Below are 20,083 nucleotides of genomic sequence, written 5' to 3' on the forward strand. Positions count from 1 at the left end.
AGCCCTGATGAGCATTGAACAGTGGCGACAGGCCTGGCAGCAGTTGACAGCGCCTGGCTCGCCTTTTGAAGTGATGACCCCGGTCGATGGCAGCCCGCGGTATTTCCGCCACGCCGCGCGCAACCTGGTACAGGTGATCGACGCCGGCCGCGTGCATGGCGACAAGGAGTTTGTCGTCTGGCAGCAGCAGCGGCTGACCTTCGCCGCCTTCTTCGAGGCGGTCGACCGATTGGCTGGGCAACTGGCCGGGCCCTTGGGTGTATGCCCCGGCGACCGAGTGGTGATCGCCATGCGCAATCAGCCTGCCTGGCTGGTGGCGTTCGCGGCCATCCAGCGCTGCGGGGCGGTGTGCGTGCCGCTCAACAGCTGGGGCTTGCGTGACGAGCTGCTGCATGGCGTCGAGGACAGCGGCGCACGCCTGCTGATCTGCGACGAGGCACGCCTTTCGGTATTGCAGGCCGACCTCGCGGCGGGGGACCGCACCTGCATTGTCGTCGGCCTTGCCCCGGAGGCGGCGCTGGCGGAGCGCTGCCTGCGCTACGAAGCGCTGCTGGCGGCCGCGCCGCTGGCACACCAGCCGCCCGACCTCGCCCCCGAGGCCCCGGCGCTGATCCTCTATACCTCGGGCACCACCAGCCGGGCCAAGGGCGTGTTGTCCAGCCACCGGGCCGTGTGCCAGGCCTTGACCGCCCTGGAGTTCCAGGGCGCGTTCTGCGCCATGAGTTCGCCCCAGCGTGTGGGCGGCCTGCTCGCCAGTGGCTACGCGCCGACCTCGCTGATGGCAGTGCCTTTGTTCCATGTCAGTGGGCTGCATGCGCAGTTTCTCTCGGCCTTTCGCCCCGGCCGGCGCCTGCTGCTGATGTACAAGTGGGACGCCAGCCAGGCCTTGGACCTGATCCGCGACGAGTGCTGCACGCAGTTCAACGGTGCGCCGGTGATGATGCAGCAACTGCTGGCTTCCCCGCGCTATGGCACTGACGACACCGCCAGCCTGTTCGGCCTGGGCCTGGGTGGCGGCGCTTCGTCCGCGGGCCTGTTGGCCGAGATGCTGGCCCGCAAGCCTGAGGTGATCGGTGGCAGCGGCTACGGCCTGACCGAGAGCAACGGCATTGGCGCGGCCATCGGCGGTGACCCGTTCGAGTACCGCCCGGCCAGCGCCGGATGGCCGTTGCCGATTGTCGATGTAGGCATTGGCGATGACCCGCTGCAGCCCCATCCGCCGGGTACCGAAGGGCTGATCTGGCTGCGTTCGCCGACGCTGATGGAAGGCTACTGGCAGCAGCCGGGCGCCACTGCCCAAAGCCTGCGCGAAGGTTGGCTCGATACCGGCGACCTCGGCTACCTCGACGAACAAGGGTTCCTGTGCATCAGCGGCCGGGTGAAGGACCTGATCAACCGCGGCGGCGAGAAGATTTCCGCGGCTGAAATCGAAACCTGCGTCAGCGACATGGTCGGCGTGCAAGAGGCGGCCGCCTTTGCCCTGGAGGACCCGGCGCTGGGTGAAGTGGTGGCGCTGGCGATCCACGGCAGCCCTGGCGTACTGCCAAGCGACGAGCAGGTGCGCAGCTACATCGCCGCGCGGCTGGCGGCCTACAAGGTGCCCGCCCAGGTGTTTCGCGTGGCCCATCCACTGCCGCGCAATGCCACCGGCAAGGTGCTCAAGGCCGCCCTCAAGGCCAGCCTGCGCGTCGAGTGATTCTTAGTCTCTCCGGACGATGCCGGCGAGCCTGGAACGAGAACAATGAAGCCATACCAGAAGCCTTATCAGCGAAGGAGGCAAGACATGAAAACAACAAAAGGTGTGATGCTCGCGGCCGCTCTGACCGTGAACACGGGGCTGGTTGCCAGCGCCTATGCCGCCGTAGCCCCGGAGGAAGCCGCCAGGCTCGGCAAGGACCTGACCTGTGTCGGCGCCGAGCAGGCGGGCAACGCCGAAGGCACCATCCCGCCCTACACCGGCAAGTACCTGGGCCAGGTGCCGGGCTGGAACCACGTGAAGTTCTCCGGTGACCAGCCGGTGGACCCTTATGCCGACGAGAAGCCGATCCTGGTGATCACCGCGCAGAACATGGACCAGTACTCAGCGCACCTGACCGAGGGGCAGAAGGCGCTGCTGAAGAAGTACCCGACCAGCTACAAGATGAACATCTACCCAGGCCACCGCGACTTCCGTTACCCCGACTACGTGTGCCAGCGGGTCATGAGCAACGCCCTCAATGCCAAGCTGGTGAACGATGGGCTGGGTGTCGAGGGGCTGGGCCAGGTGCCGTTCCCGATTCCGAAGAACGGCATGGAAGTGCTGTGGAACCACCAGTTGCCGGCCCGCGCCTACACCGAAGAGAAGATTTCCGACCTGGCCTCGGTACTGCCCAACGGCAGTATCGGCTGGGGTCGCGCCCATGCCCGCAACCTGTCCCAGGCCAACTCGCCGACGGTGGAGCCGAAGACTTCGGACATGATCCAGGCGATGAGCTACAACACCACGCTCAAGCCCGCCCGCGACAACGGCGTGATCAGCATCGCCCACGAGCCGTACAACTTCGTCACCTCCGCGCGCCAGGCCTGGGCGTACAGCCCCTCGACCCGTCGCGTGCGGCAGATGCCGGGCTACGGCTACGACCAACCGATGATCGGCACCAACGGCACCATGACGGTGGACGAGGACCGCTTGTTCAACGGCGCGCCCGAGCGCTACACCTGGAAGCTGATCGGCAAGCGTGAAATCTACAGCCCGGCGAATGCCTTCAAGGCCAATGCCGGCACCATCAAGTATGCCCAGCTGCTCACCCCCAACCATCCCAACCCGGAGTTCATGCGCTACGAGTTGCGGCGGGTGTGGGTGGTGGAAGCGGACCTGAAGGAAGGCTACCGCCATGTGTACGGCAAGCGTGTGCTGTTCATCGATGAGGACACCTGGAACGCGGTGATGGCCGACAACTACGATGCCCGTGGGCAGTTGTGGAAGCATGCGATGGTCAACTACTACTACCACCCGGACATGAGCGGCTGGCAGGCGGGTTCGCAGTTCTTCATGGACCTGAACTCGGGCCAGTACACCGGCTACGGGATGACCAACGAAGCGAAGAAGGGGCCGATTCTCAACGAGAGCAAGTTCACCCCGGACATGTACACCGCGGATGCGGCGCGCGCGATCGGGCGCTAAGCGGGCAGGGCGTTTGCAGGGGCCTGGCGGGTGACCGCCAGGCCCTTTTTGTTTGGGGCTGCTGCGCAGCCCATCGCCGGCAAGCCGGCTCCCACAGGTTCTGTGCAGGTCTATAAGTGGGAGGTGTAGTAGAGATCGCTGCCACAGGAACAGCGCGCCACTCAGGCCTTGCGCAATCTCTGTGGGAGCCGGCTTGCCGGCGATGAGGCCAGCACAGGCAAAAGCAGACTATGTGGGAGCGGGCTTGTCCCGCGAACACCGGCGAAGCCGGTGCCATACAGCGAGTTGCCAGCTTCGCGGGGCAAGCCCGCTCCCACAGAGTTCTGTGCAGGGATTGAAGTGTGAGGTGTACGACAAACCGCGCCGAAAGGGCCGCAAAGCGGCCCCAATGTCTGATCAGACCGCCACAGCCCCCACGGTTGCCGCGCCACCGGCCCCCCCCTTCATCCGCGCCCGATAGCGCGGCAAGGCCATCGCCAGGAACCCCGCCGCCAACACCAGCAACACCACCGATGCCGCCAACGCATAACGCAGCGACTCACCCTGCAGGCTCGGCACGAACACATCACTGAGCATGCCGATCAGCAAGGGCCCGACGCCGACCCCCAGCAAGGTCATGGCCATGACGAAAATCGCCGTGGCCTGGGCCAGCCGATGGGCCGGGAACAGGTGAGTGATCGCGCCCAGGCAAGGCGTCGCCCACCACACGCCAAAGAACCCGAACGCGCTATAGAACAGAAACGCCTGCGGCACCGGCGTATCGCCGATATGAAACGCCACGCCCTGGGGCCAGAGGAAGTAGGCCAGGGCAAACGGAATGCTCAACAGCGTGCCCAGCAACGGCACGCCAATCTGCCAGCCCACGTCACGCCGGGCCAGGCGGTCGGTGAGCATGCCGCACACCAGCGTGCCAATGGTCGAACCCGTACCGCCGACCACACCGACCAGAAAACCGGCCTGTTGCATGTTCAGCCCGTGCGAGCGAATCAGGAAGCTCGGGCTCCAGGTACCGATGGCATACCCGGCGATGGCCGCAGCCCCGCCAGTCAGCACCAGCCACAGGAACGAGGGCATGCGCAGCAGCTCGGCCAGTGTACGCAGCCAACCCTCCTGTGGCCCCTCGGCCGCTTGCCGAACCCGCGACGGTGCTGGCGACCGCACCGTGAGCAACAGCAACAGGCCCAGCAGGATGCCGGGCGCGCCAATCAGCAGGAACGCATAGCGCCAGCCGTGGTGCTGGGCAATCCAGCCGCCTAACCCCAGGCCGACGATGGCCCCCAGGCTGGAGCCGAGCATCAGCACCGCCAACGCCGTCGAGCGCCGATGTGCCGGGTACAGGTCGGAGACCATCGCCACCGACGGCGCAGTGCCGCCAGCCTCACCAATGGCCACGCCGATCCGCGCCAGCACCAGGGTGAAGAAGCTGCCGGCCATGCCGCAGAGCATGGTCATCAGGCTCCAGGCCATGCAGCTGAAGGCAATCACCGGCTTGCGCCCGATGCGGTCCGACAGGCGCCCCAGCGGCAGGCCGAACACCGTGTAGAACACGGCGAAGGTCACCCCGGAGAGCAGGCCGATGCCGGTATCGGAGATGCCGAATTCTTGCTTCACCGGCTCGATCAGGATCGCCATCAACTGGCGGTCGATGTAGTTGAAGACGTAGATGCTGGCCAGCACCAGCAAGGCGTAGTGAGTACGCCAGGTCACAGGAGGGGATGGGTTCACTGCACAGCTCCGCTTCTTGTTTTAGGTGCGCATGATGCTCGCCCCATTCTGCCGTCAATTCATCGTCTGTTCAGACCAAATTTGCGCTGTACCTGCAGGTATCGCCGGGCCCTGGGACAAGCGCGCGAAACTAGTCTCGACGGACGATGTTTCGCTCCTGCCCGCGGTGAATCATTCAGCCCATATCCGGTGTTTCGTGCTCCCCGCGAGCCGGAAACAACAAGAGCTGAAGGAGCTGAGATGGACATCTTGTTCGAGCCTGTGCGCCTGGGCGAACTGCAACTGGCCAACCGCATCGTCATGGCCCCGATGACCCGCAGCCGCGCCGATGGGCGCGCCGTGCCGGGCAGCGAAATGGTCGACTACTACCGCCAGCGCGCCAGCGCCGGGCTGATCGTCGCCGAAGGCACGGCACCCTCGGCCAGCGGCCTGGGCTACTGCCGTACCCCGGCCATCTACAGCCGCGAACAGATCGCCGCCTGGCAGCAGGTGACCCGCGCCGTGCACGAGCAAGGCGGGCGCATCGTCCTGCAGCTGATGCACGTGGGGCGCGCCGCCAGTCACCACAACAAGCCGCAGGGCGCGGCGACGGTGGCGCCGTCGTCGTTGCCTGCCCGTGTGCAGCTGTTCAGCGATGCCGCCGGGCTGGTCGACGCCGATGTGCCCCAGGCCCTGACCCTGGAAGGCATCGCCGAAGTGATCGGCGACTACCGCCAAGCCGCATTGAACGCCCGCGAAGCCGGTTTCGACGGCGTCGAACTGCACTGCACCAGCGGCTACCTGCCCATGCAATTCATGGCCGCCGGCAGCAACCAGCGCACCGATGCCTATGGCGGCAGCGCGCAGCACCGGGTGCGCTTCGCCAAGGAAGTGCTCGAAGCCATGGCCGCTGCCATCGGTGCAGGCCGGGTCGGCCTGCGCCTGTGCCCCGGCAACCCGTACAACGACATCGACGACCACGAGCCTGTGCAGACCACCACCGCGCTGTGCCAGGCTGTGTCGCCACTGGGCCTGGCCTACCTGCACATCATGCGCTCGCCCTTGGCCGACCTGGATGCCTTCGCCCTGGCCCGCCAGCACGGCCCGCAGGCCCTGATCCTCAACGACGGTTTCGACGCCGATTCGGCCCGCGCCGCGCTGACGGCGGGCGAGGGCGCGGCGGTTTCGTTCGGCCGCCACTTCATCGCCAACCCCGACCTGGTCGAGCGCCTGCGCCAGCACAGGCCGCTGGCCGCGTTCGACCGCAAGACCCTGTACACCCCAGGTGCCCGTGGCTACAGCGACTACCCCAGCTGGCAGCAAACCCTGGAGGTGGCGCCATGAACCTGCCGCACACCTTGCCCAACCTGCCGCAGCCCCCCGTGAGCCGCGAACAGACCCAGGCGCTGCTTGACCTGCGCGCCGAAGCCAGCGGCCAAATCAAGCCGCGCGACCACTACACCCTGGCCGACCGCCTGGAAGCACAAGCGGCGCGCCATGGCCAACGGCCGTTCCTGATCTACGGCGAGCAGACCTTGAGCTACGCCGAGGTGAACCGTCAGGCCGACCGGGTAGCCCATGCCGCCTTCACCGCCGGCCTGCGTGCCGGCGACGTCTGCGCGTTGATGATGGAGAACCGTCCGGCCTTCTTCAGCTGCTGGTTCGGTCTGGTCAAGCTCGGGGTGGTGGTGGCGTTCGTCAATACCCAGGTAACCGGCAAACCCCTGCTGCATGCCCTGGACACTACCGGTGCCAAGGCGCTGGTGGTCGGCGAAGAATGCCTGGGCAACCTGCAGGCGACCGAAGGGTTGCCGGCCCTGCCCATGTGGCTGATCGACGATGCCGAAAACCGTTGGACGGGTGCGCTGCCGGCAGGCGTCGACCACCAGTTCGCCACGGCCATGGCCGCTGCGCCCGACACGCCGTTCCCCAAGGCGCACCGTGCCGGGCTCGAAGCCCAGGCGCCGACCTTGCTGATCTTCACCTCGGGCACCACCGGCCTGCCCAAGGCCGCGCGATACAGCCACATGCGCTGGCTGTCGTCGGGGGATGTGATGGAGGTGACACTCAACGCCGGCGTCGACGATGTGTTCTATTGCTGCCTGCCGCTGTACCACGGCGCGGCCGCCACCTCGGTCACCTCCACCGCGCTGCGTGCCGGCGCGAGTATCGTGGTGCGCCGCAAGTTCAGCGTGCGCGAGTTCTGGGCCGATGTGGCGCGCCATCGCATCAGCGTGTTCCAGTACATCGGCGAAATCTGCCGCTACCTGCTCAACCGGCCGGCCGTAGCCGGGGAGCGTGAACATACCCTGCGCTGCATGCTTGGCGCCGGCCTGTCGAGCGAGTCGTGGCAGCGCTGGGTCGAACGGTTCGGGCCGATCCAGGTGTTCGAGGGGTGGGGCGCGACCGAAGCCAACACCAACCTGATCAACGTCGACAACTACCTGGGCGCCTGCGGCCGGGTGCCGGACTGGAACCGCACCAACCTGCGCCTGGTGCGCTTCGACGTGGAAAACGACTGCCACCCGCGCGATGAAAACGGCTTCTACCAGCTGTGCGAGGTGGGCGAAGTGGGCGAAGCCATGGGCTTTATCGTCGACCACCCGGACATCGGTGGCGGCCGCTTCGAAGGCTACACCTGCGCCACGGCCACCGAGAGCAAGATCCGCCGCAACGTGCTGCGCGAGGGCGATGCCTGGTGGAGCTCGGGCGATCTGCTGCGCCAGGACGCCGATGGCTACTGCTACTTCGTCGACCGCATCGGCGACACCTTCCGCTGGAAAAGCGAAAACGTCTCGACCCAGGAAGTGGCCGATGCCCTGAGCGACCTGCCGGGCCTGGAGCTGATCAACATCTACGGCGTGCAGGTGCCGCAACACGAGGGCAGGGCAGGCATGGCGGCGGTGCTGATGCAAGCGGGCCAGGCCTTCGACCCGCAGGCCTTGTACCGCCTGACCGAAGCGCGCCTGCCACGTTACGCCGCGCCCATGTTCGTGCGGGTAAGCGCCTCGGCGGACCTGACCAGCACCTTCAAGCTGCGCAAGGTCGACCTGCAGCGCCAGGGCTACTGCCCCAACGCCTGTCCCGACCCGCTGTTCATCCGCGACGAGCGCAGCCAGAGCTACCAGCCTTATTCGCCGCAGCTGCTCGAACAAGTCGGCCTGCCCGCATTCGAGGGTAGCCGGCATGGCTGACCTCGACGGCAACGGCCATGAACTGCACGGCGGCCTGCGTTACCCCTGGCCGCAGGTGCCGGACAGCGGTCAGGTGCGCGAAGTGGCCGAGGGCGTGTGGTGGTTGCGCATGCCGCTGCCGTTTCGCCTGGACCACATCAACCTCTACCTGCTGCGCCATGACCACGGCTGGGTGGTGGTGGACACCGGCATGAACACCGCGCAGACCCGTGAGGTCTGGGAGCAGGTGTTCACCCAGGTGTTCGCCGGCCAGCCGCTGCTGGCGGTGATCTGCACCCATTACCACGCCGACCATGCCGGCGTGGCCGGCTGGCTGGCCGAGCGCTTTCGCTGCCCGGTGTACATGACCGCCGCCGAATACCGTTCGCTGTACGTCAGCGTGCCGGCCGAGCAGGCCGCGGGTTGGGATTTCCTCGACTTCCACTGCAAGGCGGGCATGGACGAGGCGCAGGCGGGCGAGCTGTACCAACTGATCCAGAACGGCCATTTCCGCCCCCTGCATTTCAACAGTTACCGGCGCCTGCAGGACGCTGACCGTGTACGCATCGGCAGCCGCCAATGGCGCGTGGTGGTCGGCCGTGGCCATTCGCCCGAGCATGCCTGCCTGTACGCCGAGGACGGCAGCCTGCTGCTCGCCGGCGACCAGGTGCTGCCGCGCATCACCCCGACCGTGGGCGTGCACGCCACCGAGCCCGAGGCCGACCCGCTGCGCGAATGGCTGACCTCGCTCGAACACCTGCGCAGCCTGCCCGACAGCGTGCTGGTGCTGCCGGCCCACGAGCGGCCGTTCTTCAACCTGCATGCGCGCATTGACCAGTTGCAGGCCCACCACCAGGCCCAGCTGGACCGTTTGCTGGCCAGCTGCAAGACGCCACGCACGGCGTGCGAGCTGATGGCCGAGCTGTTCCCCAGGCTGTCCGGTCGTTTCGACGAGCTGATGGCCCTTGGCGAAACGTTGGCCCATGCCAACTACCTCATGGCCGAAGGGCGGCTGGTGCGCGAACTGCACCACGCGCATTACCGCTACCGGCGCGCCCCGCTGGCGCCCGCCGCCGAAGCGGCGGTCGGCCCGACGGCAACGTTGACCATTCCAGGCAGCCAGCCGGTTGCCTAACAGGAGAGCCCGTGTGATCGACAAGAACAACAATAACGGCACTGCCCTTGCCTGTCGCAGCGTCCAGCTTGCCAGCCTGACGGCGGCGATCGTGCTGGCGCCGGCGCCGGCCTGGTCCGGGGAAACCCTGGAGTTCGACAACGGCGCGACCATCGACTGGTCGGTGACCACCAGCTACGGCATCGGCGTGCGCCTGGGCAAGCCCAGCGACCGCCTGCTCACGGTCAACGCCGACGATGCCAACCGCAACTTCAACGAGGGCAGCCTGACCACCAACCGGGTCGGCGCCCTGGGCGAGATGATCCTGCGCATGGACAACTATGGCGCCGTGGTGCGCGCCAGTACCTTCTACGACGACGTGTACCACCGCAAGAACGACAACGACTCGCCGGCCACGGTCAACAAGGACGGCGACAACGACGCGTTCACCAGCGATGCGCGGTACTACAGCGGTGGCCGTACCCGCCTGCTGGATGCCTACGTGTTCGGTGGCTGGCGCTTCGACAACGACACGATGCTCGACGTCAAGGCCGGGCGTCATATCGAGTCCTGGGGCGAGAGCCTGTACTACCCCGGCGTCAACGGCGTGCAGAACCCGTCCGATGCGGTCAAGGCCAACCAGCCTGGGGTCGAGGTCAAGGAAGTGCTGCTGCCGGTGGGGCAGGTGTCGGCGTCGTACCGGATCAACCCGCAGTTCACCTTTGGCGGCTACGTGCAGTACGAGTGGAAGGGCACCGAACTGGCCCCGGTGGGCAGTTACTTTTCCGGCACCGACGTGATCGGCCCAGGCCGCGAGTTCCTCATCACGCCAACGGGCAACGTGCCCTACCGCGGCACCGACGAGCCCCGCGACAGCGGCCAGTGGGGGCTACAGGTGCGCTACCGACCGGTACCGGCGCTGGAGTTGTCGCTGTTTCACGTCAACTACCACGACAAGAACCCGGCCACCGCGCTGGTCGGCTACGACCCGGTGCCGGTCGGCGGCGGCCTGTCGGCCTTTGTCGCCAATGGCTACCGAGTGAAGTACTTCGAAGACATCAAGCTCACCGGCATCAGCGCCTCGACCAAGCTCGGCGAAACCCAGATCGGTGCCGAGTGGTCGTACCGCGACGGCGCGCCCGTGCTGGTCAGCACCGGCCTTGGGCCAACCCCGGCCAAGGGCAAGGGCCAGCAGATTCAACTCTCGGCCATGCGCGTGCTGGGCGACCGGCCATGGGCCAGCCAGACCACCCTGACCGGCGAGATCATCCATGTGCGGGTGGACAGCGTCGACGCCACCTCTGCCGCCAGCAACCTGCAAGGCGTGGCCCTGCTGCCCAGCCTGCGCCCTTTGGTCGGAGCTTCCGATGACTACACCTACAAGACCGCATCGGGCTGGAGAAGCCGCGACGCCAGCGCCTACACCCTGGGCGCATCGTTCAGTTATCCGGGGGTTTTCCAAGGCTGGGATCTGGAGGTGCCAGTGCGCTTCTCCAACGTGTTCAGCGGCTCGACACCCATGTCCGGCAGCATCGCCGGCGTGCAGGGCGACCGCCGCCTCAGCGTAGGCACCACCTTCAAGTACCTCGGCAACCTGGAAGTCGGCCTTACCTACGTCGGCTACCTGGGCTCGCCCGACCCGATCAAGCGGCCGTATGCAGACCGCGACTACGCCACCTTCTCGATGAAGTACACCTTCTGACCGACCACCTGGACAACGCCGAGGCCCGTGGGCCCCGGCATGGAGGCACTATGGGGCTCAAAGGCCACGCAGCAATTGTGGGTACCGCGCAGTACAAGCCGGAAAAGTACGCGACGGCACCTCGGATGTTCCACCTCGAACAGGTCGCCGACCTGGCCGCCCAGGCCCTGCGCGATGCCGGCCTGCAAGCGTCGGACCTCGACGGCCTGGTGATCAATGGCCCACAGTTCCACGAGGCCTCGGTGTTCGTGCCGGCCATGGCCGCCGAATACCTGGGGCTGCGGCTGAACTTCGCCGAAGTGGTCGACCTCGGCGGCTGCACCTCGGTGGGCATGGTCTGGCGCGCCGCCGCCGCCATCGAGCTGGGGCTGTGCCAGGCGGTACTGTGCGTGCTGCCGGCGCGCATGGCCCCGCTGGGGCCGGACGAAGACGCCGGCTGGATGGCCCGGGCCATGCGTTTTGGTGGCCACAGCACGGCGTTCGGTGCGCCGGAGGCGGAGTTCGACCTGCCTTACGGGCACATGGGCCAGAACACCGGCTACGCCATGATCGCCCAGCGCTACGCCGCGCAGTATGGCTACGACCCCCGGGCGATGGCCAAGATCGCCGTGGACCAGCGCACCAATGCCCAGGCCAACCCGCAGGCGATGTTCTTCGGCCAGCCGCTGTGCATCGAGCAGGTGCTGGATAGCCGCATGGTCGCCGACCCGTTGCATGTGCTGGAGATCGTCATGCCGGTGGCCGGCGGTGCGGCGATGATCGTCGCGTCCAAGGAGCTGGCGGCCAAGGCCCGCAAACGCCCGGCGTTCGTCACCGGCTTCGGCGAGCACCTGGCCTTCAAGTCGCCGTCCTACGCCCAGGACATGCTGCACACGCCGATCGGCCCGGCCTCGCAACGCGCCTTCGCCATGGCCGGGCTGAAACCGACCGACGTCGACGCCGCGCAAATCTACGACTGCTACACCATCACCGCCTTGCTCACCCTCGAAGACGCCGGCTTCTGCGGCAAAGGCGAGGGCATGGCGTTCGTGCGCGAGCACGACCTGACCTGGCGCGGCGATTTCCCCATGAACACCCACGGCGGCCAGCTCAGCTTTGGCCAGGCCGGCTCTGCGGGCGGCATGTCGCAGGTCATCGAGGCGGTCACGCAGATTGCCGGGGCGGCCGGCGAGCGCCAGCTGCAACGCTGCGACAGCGTGTACGTCTCCGGGACCGGTGGCGTGATGAGCGAGCAGGGCGCATTGATCCTTCAGGGAGCATAACCAGCATGTCCAACAACAAACCGATGCCTGTGGCCACGGAGATTTCCGCACCCTTCTGGGAGGGCCTGAAGGCCCGCCGCCTGCTGATCCAGCAGTGCGGCGCCTGCCAGCAGTGGCTGTTCTACCCGCGCCGGCACTGCCCAGCGTGCCTGGCGCAGGACCCGGCCTGGCGCGAAGTGACAGGCCAGGCAAGCTTGTACAGCTTCACCTTGACCCGCATCCCGACCTTGCCGGACTTCGCCGACGAGATGCCGCAGAAGCTGGCGGTGGTGGAACTGGCCGAAGGGGTGCGGATCAACACCACCCTGGTGGGGCTGGACGAGGCGCAGATTCGCATCGGCATGCCGCTGCAGCCGGTGTTCGCCCAGGTCGACGGCAAGGGCAATCGGCTGTTGCGCTTTACCGGCCTGGAGCAGGACGTCGAGCGCCTGGAGGCATGGGCCAGCGCCGACGCCACGCCACCGGCCGCGCCCGAGGCGGCGCCCGGTGTGCAGGTCGACTGCAACGACGAAGCGGGCTTGAAGGCGCTGGTCAGCGAGCAGTTCAGTGCCTGGAGCAACAGCCTGCTGGTGGACCAGGCGCTGATCGATGCCTTCGCGCAGCTGTCCGGCGACGACTACTGGATCCACACCGACCCCGAGCGTGCCCGGCGCAGCAGCCCGTTTGGCGGCACCATCGCCCACGGTGCGCTGGTGCAGGTGCTGCAGTCGCGGCTGAAGCTGGGTTTGGGCTTCGAGATCACCGGGTTCACCACGCAGATCAACTATGGCTCCGACCGCCTGCGCTTCCCGGCGCCGGTGCCGGCGGGCGCGCGGATTCATGCCCGGGCACGGGTCAAGGCGGTGGAGGTGCGTGAGCGGGGGACTCAGTTGACCCTGGAGATCAACACCCATGTGGTCGGGCAGGAGCGACCTTCGGTGATCAACGATCTGGTGATCTTGTACCAGCGCTGATCCTTCAGGGCCCTATCGCCGGCAAGCCGGCTCCCACAGGAACCCCACCGCACTTGAGAACGGCGCACTACCTGTGGGAGCCGGCTTGCCGGCGATAGGGCCAGACCTGCCATCCCCCATCCGGCCGGCCACCGATTCTTAAGCCATTTGGACGATGTTTCGTTCCGCGCCCCAGCCGACTATCCCATTGCCCCTGCGGCTCCACCCGCAGGTCCGGCGCCTGACAAGAACAAGAGGAATGGCTCCATGGCTGCTTTGTTCGCGTGTCACCCCAAGGAGCGTTGCCCATGCGCTCGCTGATTGGCTATCTGGTCTGCCTGTTCGTCGGCCTGACCATCACCTACACCTTCCTCCCACGCCCCGAGCCCGTGCCCAACGATGAGCCGCTGCGCGCCGACCGGGTACAGATCAACGCCTTGCTCGATGTCGGCCGCCGTGTGCTGGCCGTCGGCGAGCGTGGCAGCATCCTGCTCAGCGACGACCAGGGCGCCAGCTGGCAACAAGCCCAGGTTCAACCCCAGCGCCAGGTCGCCCTGACCGCGCTGGTGGCCCTGGACGACCAGCGCCTGCTGGCGGTCGGCCACGACGGTTGGATCCTGCGCTCCGAAGACGCCGGCCAGCATTGGCGCGAAGTGCGCCACGACGACAGCCTCGGCGAGCCCCTGTTGGGCGTCTGGGCCGCCGGTGGCGAGCGGGTGCTGGCGTTCGGCAGCTTCGGCAAGTTCTACCAGTCCATCGATGCCGGACAGACCTGGCAGGCGCTGGCGTTGGACATCGACAGTGCCCACCTCAACGGCATGGATGGCGGCGCCGATGGCCGGCGCATGCTGGTCGGCGAGCAGGGCCTGGTGCTGCGCAGCCGCGATGCCGGTGAGCACTGGCAGACCCTGCCGGCCTTCTACAGTGGTTCGCTGTTCGGCGTGGTGCGCCTGAGCGCCAGCGACTGGGTGACCTACGGCATGCGTGGGCATGTGTTCGTCAGCCACGATTTCGGCGAGCACTGGCGTCAGGTCGAGGTCGGCAATGCGCTGCCGTTGTACGGCCATGCCCGGCTGCCGGGCGGCGGGCTGGTGCTGGTCGGCGCCGGCAGCTCAGTGGTGCGCCTGGATGCCCGTGGCGAGCTGGCCAGCGTCAGCCGCATCAGCGGGCACGGCACCCTGACGTCGGCGGCCATGGTGGGTTCACGCCTGTTGCTGGGCGGTGAGCAAGGGGTTTTCGTTGAATCCGCGGGCAACCTTGCCACGCTGGGCAAATGAGGGACGAACGATGAGTAAGGCACAGACCCGCGTGGCGCGTTGCGTCGAAGCGACCTCCAACGGTTTGATGAAAGGACGCAAGGGCTGGTTGCTGTTGTTCGTGCTGTTGACCCTGGGCCTGGGCTACAGCGCCACGCACACCCAGCTGGACCCGGGCTTCAACAAGCAGATCCCGGTGCGCCATGCGTACATGGTCAACTTCCTGCGCTTCAGCCAGTACTTCACCGGCGCCAACCGCTTCCTGGTCAGCGTGCGCTGGAAAGGCGAGGGCGACCTGTACAACCCGGAGTTCCTCGATACCCTGCGCAAGGTCACCGACGACGTGTTCTTCATCTCCGGGGTCAACCGCGCCAGCGTCACCTCGCTGTTCACCGCCAACGTGCGCTACATCGAGATCACCGAGCAGGGCTTCTATGGTGACGTGGTGGTGCCGCCGCGCTTCAGCGGCAGCGACGCCGACCTGGCCCAGGTGCGCAGCAATGCCGCCGCGTCCGGGCAGATCGGCCGGCTGGTGGCCAACGACCTGAAATCGGCGATGGTGCGGGCTGACCTGCAGGACATCGACCCACAGACCGGCAAGGCGGTGGACTACGCCGAGGTGGCCGAACGCCTGGAAGCGCTCCGCCACAAGTACGCCAACGAACATATCGAGATCAACATCGTCGGTTTCGCCAAGCTGGTCGGCGATGTGGTCGAAGGGTTGAACACGGTGATCGGCTTCTTTGTGATTGCCTTTGTCATCACCGCGCTGCTGCTGTTGCTGTATGCCCGCTCGTGGCGCCTGACCCTGGTCGCGCTGGTGGTGGCGCTGCTGCCGGTGGTGTGGTTGCTGGGGCTGCTGCCGCTGCTGGGGTTGGGCATCGATCCGATGTCGATCCTGGTGCCTTTCCTGATCTTCTCCATTGGGGTGTCGCACGCAGTACAGATGACCAACGCCTGGAAGCAGGACGTGGTGGCCGGCGCCAGTTCGCTGGAGGCCGCGCGTTCGGCGTTCTGCAAGATCTTCATCCCGGGCTCGCTGGCACTGCTGATGAACGCCCTGGGATTCGCCGTGATCATGCTCATCGACATCCCCATCGTGCATGAGCTGGGGGTCACCGCCTGCATCGGGGTGATGCTGATGATCGTCACCAACAAGCTGATGCTGCCGATCATCCTGTCCTGGCTGCGCCTGGAACCGGGCGCGCTGCGCCAGGCCCAGGCCGCCCAGGGCGGGCGCCATCGCCTCTGGTGGCGGCTGTCGGCGTTGGCGGAACCTGGCCCTGCGCTGGTGGTGTTCGGGCTGAGCCTGGCGCTGCTGGTGGCGGGTGCGTGGAAGGCGCGGGAGCTGGCCGTGGGCGATATTGGCGCCGGCGCACCGGAGCTGCGCGCCGATTCGCGCTACAACCAGGACAATGCGCGCATCATCGGCAGCTACTCGATCGGCCTGGACGTGATGTCGGTGTTCGTCGAGGTGAAAGGCATCGAGGAAGGCTGCCTGTCACCGGAAGTGATGCGCGCGGTGGAGGCCTTCGATTTTCGCATGCGTGCGGTCAGCGGCGTGCAGTCGGTGCAGAGCGTGGCCGGCATGGGCAAGCGGGTGATCGCCGGCAACAACGAAGGCAACCCACGCTGGGCGGCCATTCCCGGTTCCGCCCGCGGCCTGAGCCAGGGCGCCCGGGCCTACATGCCCGACGACGGCCTGGTCACCGAGGGTTGTCAGCAGATGCAGATCCTGGTGTTTCTCACCGACCATGAAGGCGCCACCGTCAGCCATGCGATCGGCGAGGCGCGGCGCATCATCGACGAGGTGCGCACGCCGAAGGTCGAGCTGCTGCTGGCCGGGGGCAACGTCGGCGTGATGGCCGCCTCCAACGAAGCGGTCAAGCGCGCCGAGGTGATCATGCTGGCGGCGTTGTTCGGTTCGGTGGCGCTGTTCTGCTGGCTGACGTTCTTTTCGCTGCGCGCGGTGCTGTGCATCCTGGTGCCGCTGGCGATCGTCGCGATCCTGTGCAACGCGCTCATGGCGATGCTGGGCATCGGCCTGAAGGTCGCCACCCTGCCGGTGATGGCGCTGGGGGTAGGGGTGGGGGTGGACTACGGCATTTACCTGTACGAGCGTATCCAGCACGAGATGGCCGCAGGCAAAGACCTGCGCGAGGCCTTCTACCGGGCCATGTGCCAGCGCGGCACGGCTGCGGTATTCACCGCCCTGACCATGTCGATCGGGGTGTGCACCTGGGCGTTTGCGCCGCTGAAGTTCCAGGCCGACATGGGCGTGCTGCTGTCGTTCATGTTCCTGGTCAACGTGCTGGGGGCGATCTTCCTGTTGCCGGCGCTGGCGGCCTGGTTCAACCGGGGCCGGCCGTTGGTGGCGCGACAGGCGGCAGCGGGAGCGGTGCTGAGCGGCCAGCCGCGCTGACGCATCCAGTAACCAAAAAAATAAACCCGGTTGCACCTATTGTCGCCACCGGGGGCCGCCAGCGAGACTGTGGCGCGCGAGTGTTGCAGCGAAGGGGCCACTGGCCCCACGCCGAAATTATAAAAATAACAAGGGGAGGCTCAGCCTTACCCGAGCGAGGAGAACACTGTGGACAAAGCAGTCTTGACCCATGATGCACTTGCCGCTCTCGGCCTCGACCTGGCTGCCTATGACCGATTGGTCGGCGAGGTCTACCAGGGCGCCCTGGATCCCAAACTGATGGCCCGGGCGCTGACCAGCTTCCGGACCCTCTACGGGGCCAACTACGCCACCTTGATCCTGCGCGTGCCCGACCAGCCCGACATGGGCGTGATGATCATCTCGGGCGATATCGAAGGGGCGGGCGATGTCAGCTACATGACCTACCCGCAGACCAATACGCCGTTTGCCAACCAGCCGCTCGACCACGTGTTCACCGTCGACGACATCATGACCTCGACCGAATGGGAGCACAGCGCCTACTTCAAGATGTTCTGCGGCCCGCAAGGGGTATACCACGTGATGGGCGCCGACATCTCCACCCCCGATGGCGGCAAGTTGCGTTTTCGCATTACCCGGCCCAAACATGCGCCGAACTTCTCGGCCGATGAGCGGACCCTGTGCGGCATGTTCCTGCCGCACCTGCGCCGGGCCCTGCAGGTGCACAACCTGCTGGACCGCAGCGAGTCGCTCAGCGAGTTGTATTCCCAGGCGATCAGCCGGCTTTCGGTGGCCACGCTGGTGCTGGACGAAAGTGGCAGCGTGCTGCGGGTCAACCCGGTGGCCCAGGAAATTCTCGCCACCAGCGACGGCCTGAAACTGGTGGGCGGGCGCCTGGAGGCGACCTACCCGAGCGACAACCGCGAACTGCAGCGCCTGATTCGCGCCGCGTTCTCGCCGGATGCGCCCAAGAGCGCCGAAGCGATGTCGGTGACCCGGCCTTCGGGGCTGGTCAACCTGGGGCTGGTGGTGGAGTCGATTCCATCACTGGACTGGGCCGAAGAGAAGGGCAAGCCGGCGGCGCTGGTGTACATCCGCGATGCGGCCAGCAAGTCGCTGGCCAGCGAAGTGGTGACCAAGCAGCTGTTCAACCTGACCCGGGCGGAAACCGCGCTGGCCATGGAACTGGCCAACGGCCTGTCCCTGGAAGAGGCCGCCGAGGTGCTGAACATTCGCCGCAACACGGCCCGGGCACACCTGCGCTCGATCTTCTCCAAGACCGGTGTGCGGCGCCAGACCGAGCTGGTGCGCATCCTCCTCAACAGTGTGGTGGCGTTGGGCAAGCCGAAGGTGGCGCTCAAGGCCATCGACCGGCTGAAAGTGCCGCCACCGCAACTGGCGGTGGCCATTCCCCGACGGGCTTGAGCCCGGCCCCCGCGCGCCGGATTTAGTCCGCCAGGACGATGCCGGCGCGTACCGGTCCTGCCGATACTCGCCGGACCCATCATGGAGATTCACTATGTCTGTTACAGCTATCAGTGGCAGTGCCTCGGGCATTGGCGCGGCGGTCAGTGCCGCCTTGCGTGCGGCGGGGCATGAGGTAATCGGTATCGATCGCAGCGACGCCGAGGTGATCGCCGACCTGTCCACCGCCCACGGGCGCGAGGCGGCCATCGCCCAGGTGCTCGAACGCAGTGGCGGCGTGCTCGACGGGCTGGTGTGTTGTGCCGGGGTTGGCGTTACCGCGCCGTCGTGCGGGTTGATCCTGGCGGTCAACTACTTCGGCGTCAGTCAGTTGCTCGACGGTCTGCAGGATGCCTTGGCCCGTGGCCAGGCCCCGGCGGCCCTGGTGATCGGCTCGGTGGCGGCGACCCAGCCCGGTGCCGAGCAGCAGGCGATGACGGCAGCGATGCTGGAGGGCAACGAGGCCAAGGCACTGCAGTTGGCCAACGACCTGGGCCAGCCGCATATCGCCTACGCCTGCTCCAAGTACGCGGTGACCCATCAGGCCCGGCGCCTGGCACCGGCCTGGGCGCAGCGCGGTATCCGCCTGAACGTGGTGGCGCCCGGCGCGGTCCAGACGCCGCTGCACCAGGCCTCGCTGGACGACGCCCGCTTCGGTCAGGCGGTGCGCGATTTCGTCGCGCCGCTGGGGCGTTCCGGCCATCCAGAGGAAATCGCCGCGCTGGTGGCGTTCCTGCAGTCCGGACAGGCGGCTTTCATCCACGGCAGCGTGGTATTCATCGACGGTGGTATGGACGCCATGGTGCGTGCGCCACGCTTCTGACAAGGATCTGGCATGAACAAAGTGGCATTCATTACCGGCGCCAGCCGGGGCATCGGCCGCGCGGCGGCCCTGGCGTTCGCCCGGGCCGGCTATGACGTGGCGATCAGTGCACGTACCGTGGAAGAAGGCGAACAGCATCCCCATGCCTTGCGCCAGGCCAGCGGCGCGCCGCTGTCGGGCAGCCTCACGGCGACCGCCGAGGCCATTCGCACGCTGGGCGCGCGGGTGCTGGTGGTGCCGATGGACCTGCTCGACAGCAGCACGGCCGAGGAGGCCTGCGCGACGGTGCTGGCCGAGTTCGGGCGCATCGATGTGCTGGTGAACAATGCGATCTACCAGGGCAGCGACCTCAATGCGACATTCATGGCCCTGCAGCCGGACACCCTGGAGCGGATGTTCAAGGGTTACATCCTCACCCCGTTCCTGCTGACCCGGGCGGTGGTGGAGCGCATGTTGGGGCAGGGCGCTGGGGTGGTGATCAATGTCACCTCGGGCGCGGGCGAGAGCGATCCGCCAGTGGCTGCTGACCAGGGCGGTTGGGGTTATGCGTATGGCGCTGGCAAGGCGGCGGTGTCGCGGTTGTCAGGCATGCTTTCAGTGGAGCTGGGTGAGCGCGGGATTCGGGCTTATACGCTGAACCCTGGGGTGGTGACCACCGAAGCGCTGAAGGCGACCATTGGCGAGCAGGGTGTGATTGCCTTGCGCGCCGGTAGCGCACCGCCGGAAGTGCCGGCGGCGGTGATGCTGTGGCTGGCCGAGGATGAGCAGGCGGTGAAGTATCAGCGGCGCACGCTGGCTGCCCAGCCATTCGCGCTCGAGCATGGGATCGTGGCCGATTGGAGGTAGGAGCGGATTTATCCGCGATGGATCCACCGCGGTGCATGGCCGGGGCTTGCGCCCCGGATCGCGGATAAATCCGCTCCTACAGGCCAACAACGACATAGAAAGCGGCGACATACCTGTGGGAGGCTTGGACCGTTGCTCCCACAGCGAACTGAACTGCGCCCCGGATGTTGGACACCCATCCAACACCGGGGTGTTTTACATGACCAAGTATTCCAAGCAGTTCAAGCTGTCTGCCATCGAAGC

The 20,083-nt window shown here is 66.7% G+C and carries 14 protein-coding genes; 13 read left to right on the forward strand and 1 reads right to left on the reverse strand.

Annotation, left to right across the window (positions count from 1 at the left end; translation table 11 throughout):
• Nucleotides 1-7: 7 nt before the first annotated feature.
• Both ACIPZG_RS24395 and ACIPZG_RS24400 read left to right on the forward strand, forming a co-directional pair.
• Entirely contained in the window at nt 8-1,696 is a 1,689-nt protein-coding gene (locus ACIPZG_RS24395; protein WP_400717634.1) for a class I adenylate-forming enzyme family protein, read from the forward strand.
• 87 nt (nt 1,697-1,783) lie between these two features.
• Entirely contained in the window at nt 1,784-3,163 is a 1,380-nt protein-coding gene (locus ACIPZG_RS24400) for a DUF1329 domain-containing protein (RefSeq protein WP_400717635.1), read from the forward strand.
• Nucleotides 3,164-3,559: 396 nt separating this feature from the next.
• Here ACIPZG_RS24400 and ACIPZG_RS24405 read toward each other — a convergent pair whose 3' ends face one another.
• On the reverse strand, nt 3,560-4,888 hold the full coding sequence (locus tag ACIPZG_RS24405; RefSeq protein WP_400717636.1) for a spinster family MFS transporter: 1,329 nt from the start codon (nt 4,886-4,888) through the stop codon (nt 3,560-3,562).
• Nucleotides 4,889-5,128: 240 nt separating this feature from the next.
• On the opposite strand from ACIPZG_RS24405, the gene ACIPZG_RS24410 reads away from it, so the two are divergent.
• From ACIPZG_RS24410 to ACIPZG_RS24460, 11 genes are all read left to right on the forward strand, one after another.
• The gene (locus tag ACIPZG_RS24410; RefSeq protein WP_400717637.1) at nt 5,129-6,211 is read left to right on the forward strand and encodes an alkene reductase; all 1,083 of its coding nucleotides are present in this window, start codon (nt 5,129-5,131) and stop codon (nt 6,209-6,211) included.
• The gene (locus ACIPZG_RS24415; protein ID WP_400717639.1) at nt 6,208-8,061 is read left to right on the forward strand and encodes a long-chain-acyl-CoA synthetase; all 1,854 of its coding nucleotides are present in this window, start codon (nt 6,208-6,210) and stop codon (nt 8,059-8,061) included. Before ACIPZG_RS24410 ends, ACIPZG_RS24415 begins: the two co-directional genes overlap by 4 nt.
• Nucleotides 8,054-9,175 (forward strand): MBL fold metallo-hydrolase, encoded by a 1,122-nt coding sequence (locus ACIPZG_RS24420; RefSeq protein WP_400717642.1) that lies wholly within the window; start codon nt 8,054-8,056, stop codon nt 9,173-9,175. The genes ACIPZG_RS24415 and ACIPZG_RS24420 overlap by 8 nt, the downstream gene beginning before the upstream one ends.
• Before the next feature lie 13 nt (nt 9,176-9,188).
• A complete protein-coding gene (locus tag ACIPZG_RS24425; protein ID WP_400717645.1) occupies nt 9,189-10,856 on the forward strand; it encodes a DUF1302 domain-containing protein in 1,668 nt (555 codons plus the stop codon).
• Between the two features lie 50 nt (nt 10,857-10,906).
• Nucleotides 10,907-12,118, forward strand: a complete 1,212-nt coding sequence (locus ACIPZG_RS24430; protein ID WP_400717648.1) for a thiolase family protein — start codon at nt 10,907-10,909, stop codon at nt 12,116-12,118.
• Nucleotides 12,119-12,123: 5 nt separating this feature from the next.
• Nucleotides 12,124-13,071 carry an OB-fold domain-containing protein gene (locus tag ACIPZG_RS24435; protein ID WP_400717650.1) on the forward strand — a complete coding sequence of 316 codons (948 nt, stop codon included), beginning with the start codon at nt 12,124-12,126 and terminating at the stop codon, nt 13,069-13,071.
• 287 nt (nt 13,072-13,358) lie between these two features.
• A complete protein-coding gene (locus tag ACIPZG_RS24440) occupies nt 13,359-14,327 on the forward strand; it encodes a WD40/YVTN/BNR-like repeat-containing protein (RefSeq protein WP_400717652.1) in 969 nt (322 codons plus the stop codon).
• A gap of 10 nt (nt 14,328-14,337) precedes the next feature.
• Entirely contained in the window at nt 14,338-16,728 is a 2,391-nt protein-coding gene (locus ACIPZG_RS24445) for an RND family transporter (protein WP_400717655.1), read from the forward strand.
• 168 nt (nt 16,729-16,896) lie between these two features.
• A complete protein-coding gene (locus tag ACIPZG_RS24450; protein WP_400717657.1) occupies nt 16,897-18,132 on the forward strand; it encodes a helix-turn-helix transcriptional regulator in 1,236 nt (411 codons plus the stop codon).
• 94 nt (nt 18,133-18,226) lie between these two features.
• Complete coding sequence (locus ACIPZG_RS24455) at nt 18,227-18,994, forward strand: SDR family oxidoreductase (RefSeq protein WP_400717659.1); 768 nt, start codon at nt 18,227-18,229, stop codon at nt 18,992-18,994.
• 12 nt (nt 18,995-19,006) lie between these two features.
• Complete coding sequence (locus tag ACIPZG_RS24460; RefSeq protein WP_400717661.1) at nt 19,007-19,840, forward strand: SDR family NAD(P)-dependent oxidoreductase; 834 nt, start codon at nt 19,007-19,009, stop codon at nt 19,838-19,840.
• Nucleotides 19,841-20,083 lie beyond the last annotated feature (243 nt).

This window comes from Pseudomonas sp. NPDC089395, assembly GCF_044749525.1.
GTDB lineage: Bacteria > Pseudomonadota > Gammaproteobacteria > Pseudomonadales > Pseudomonadaceae > Aquipseudomonas.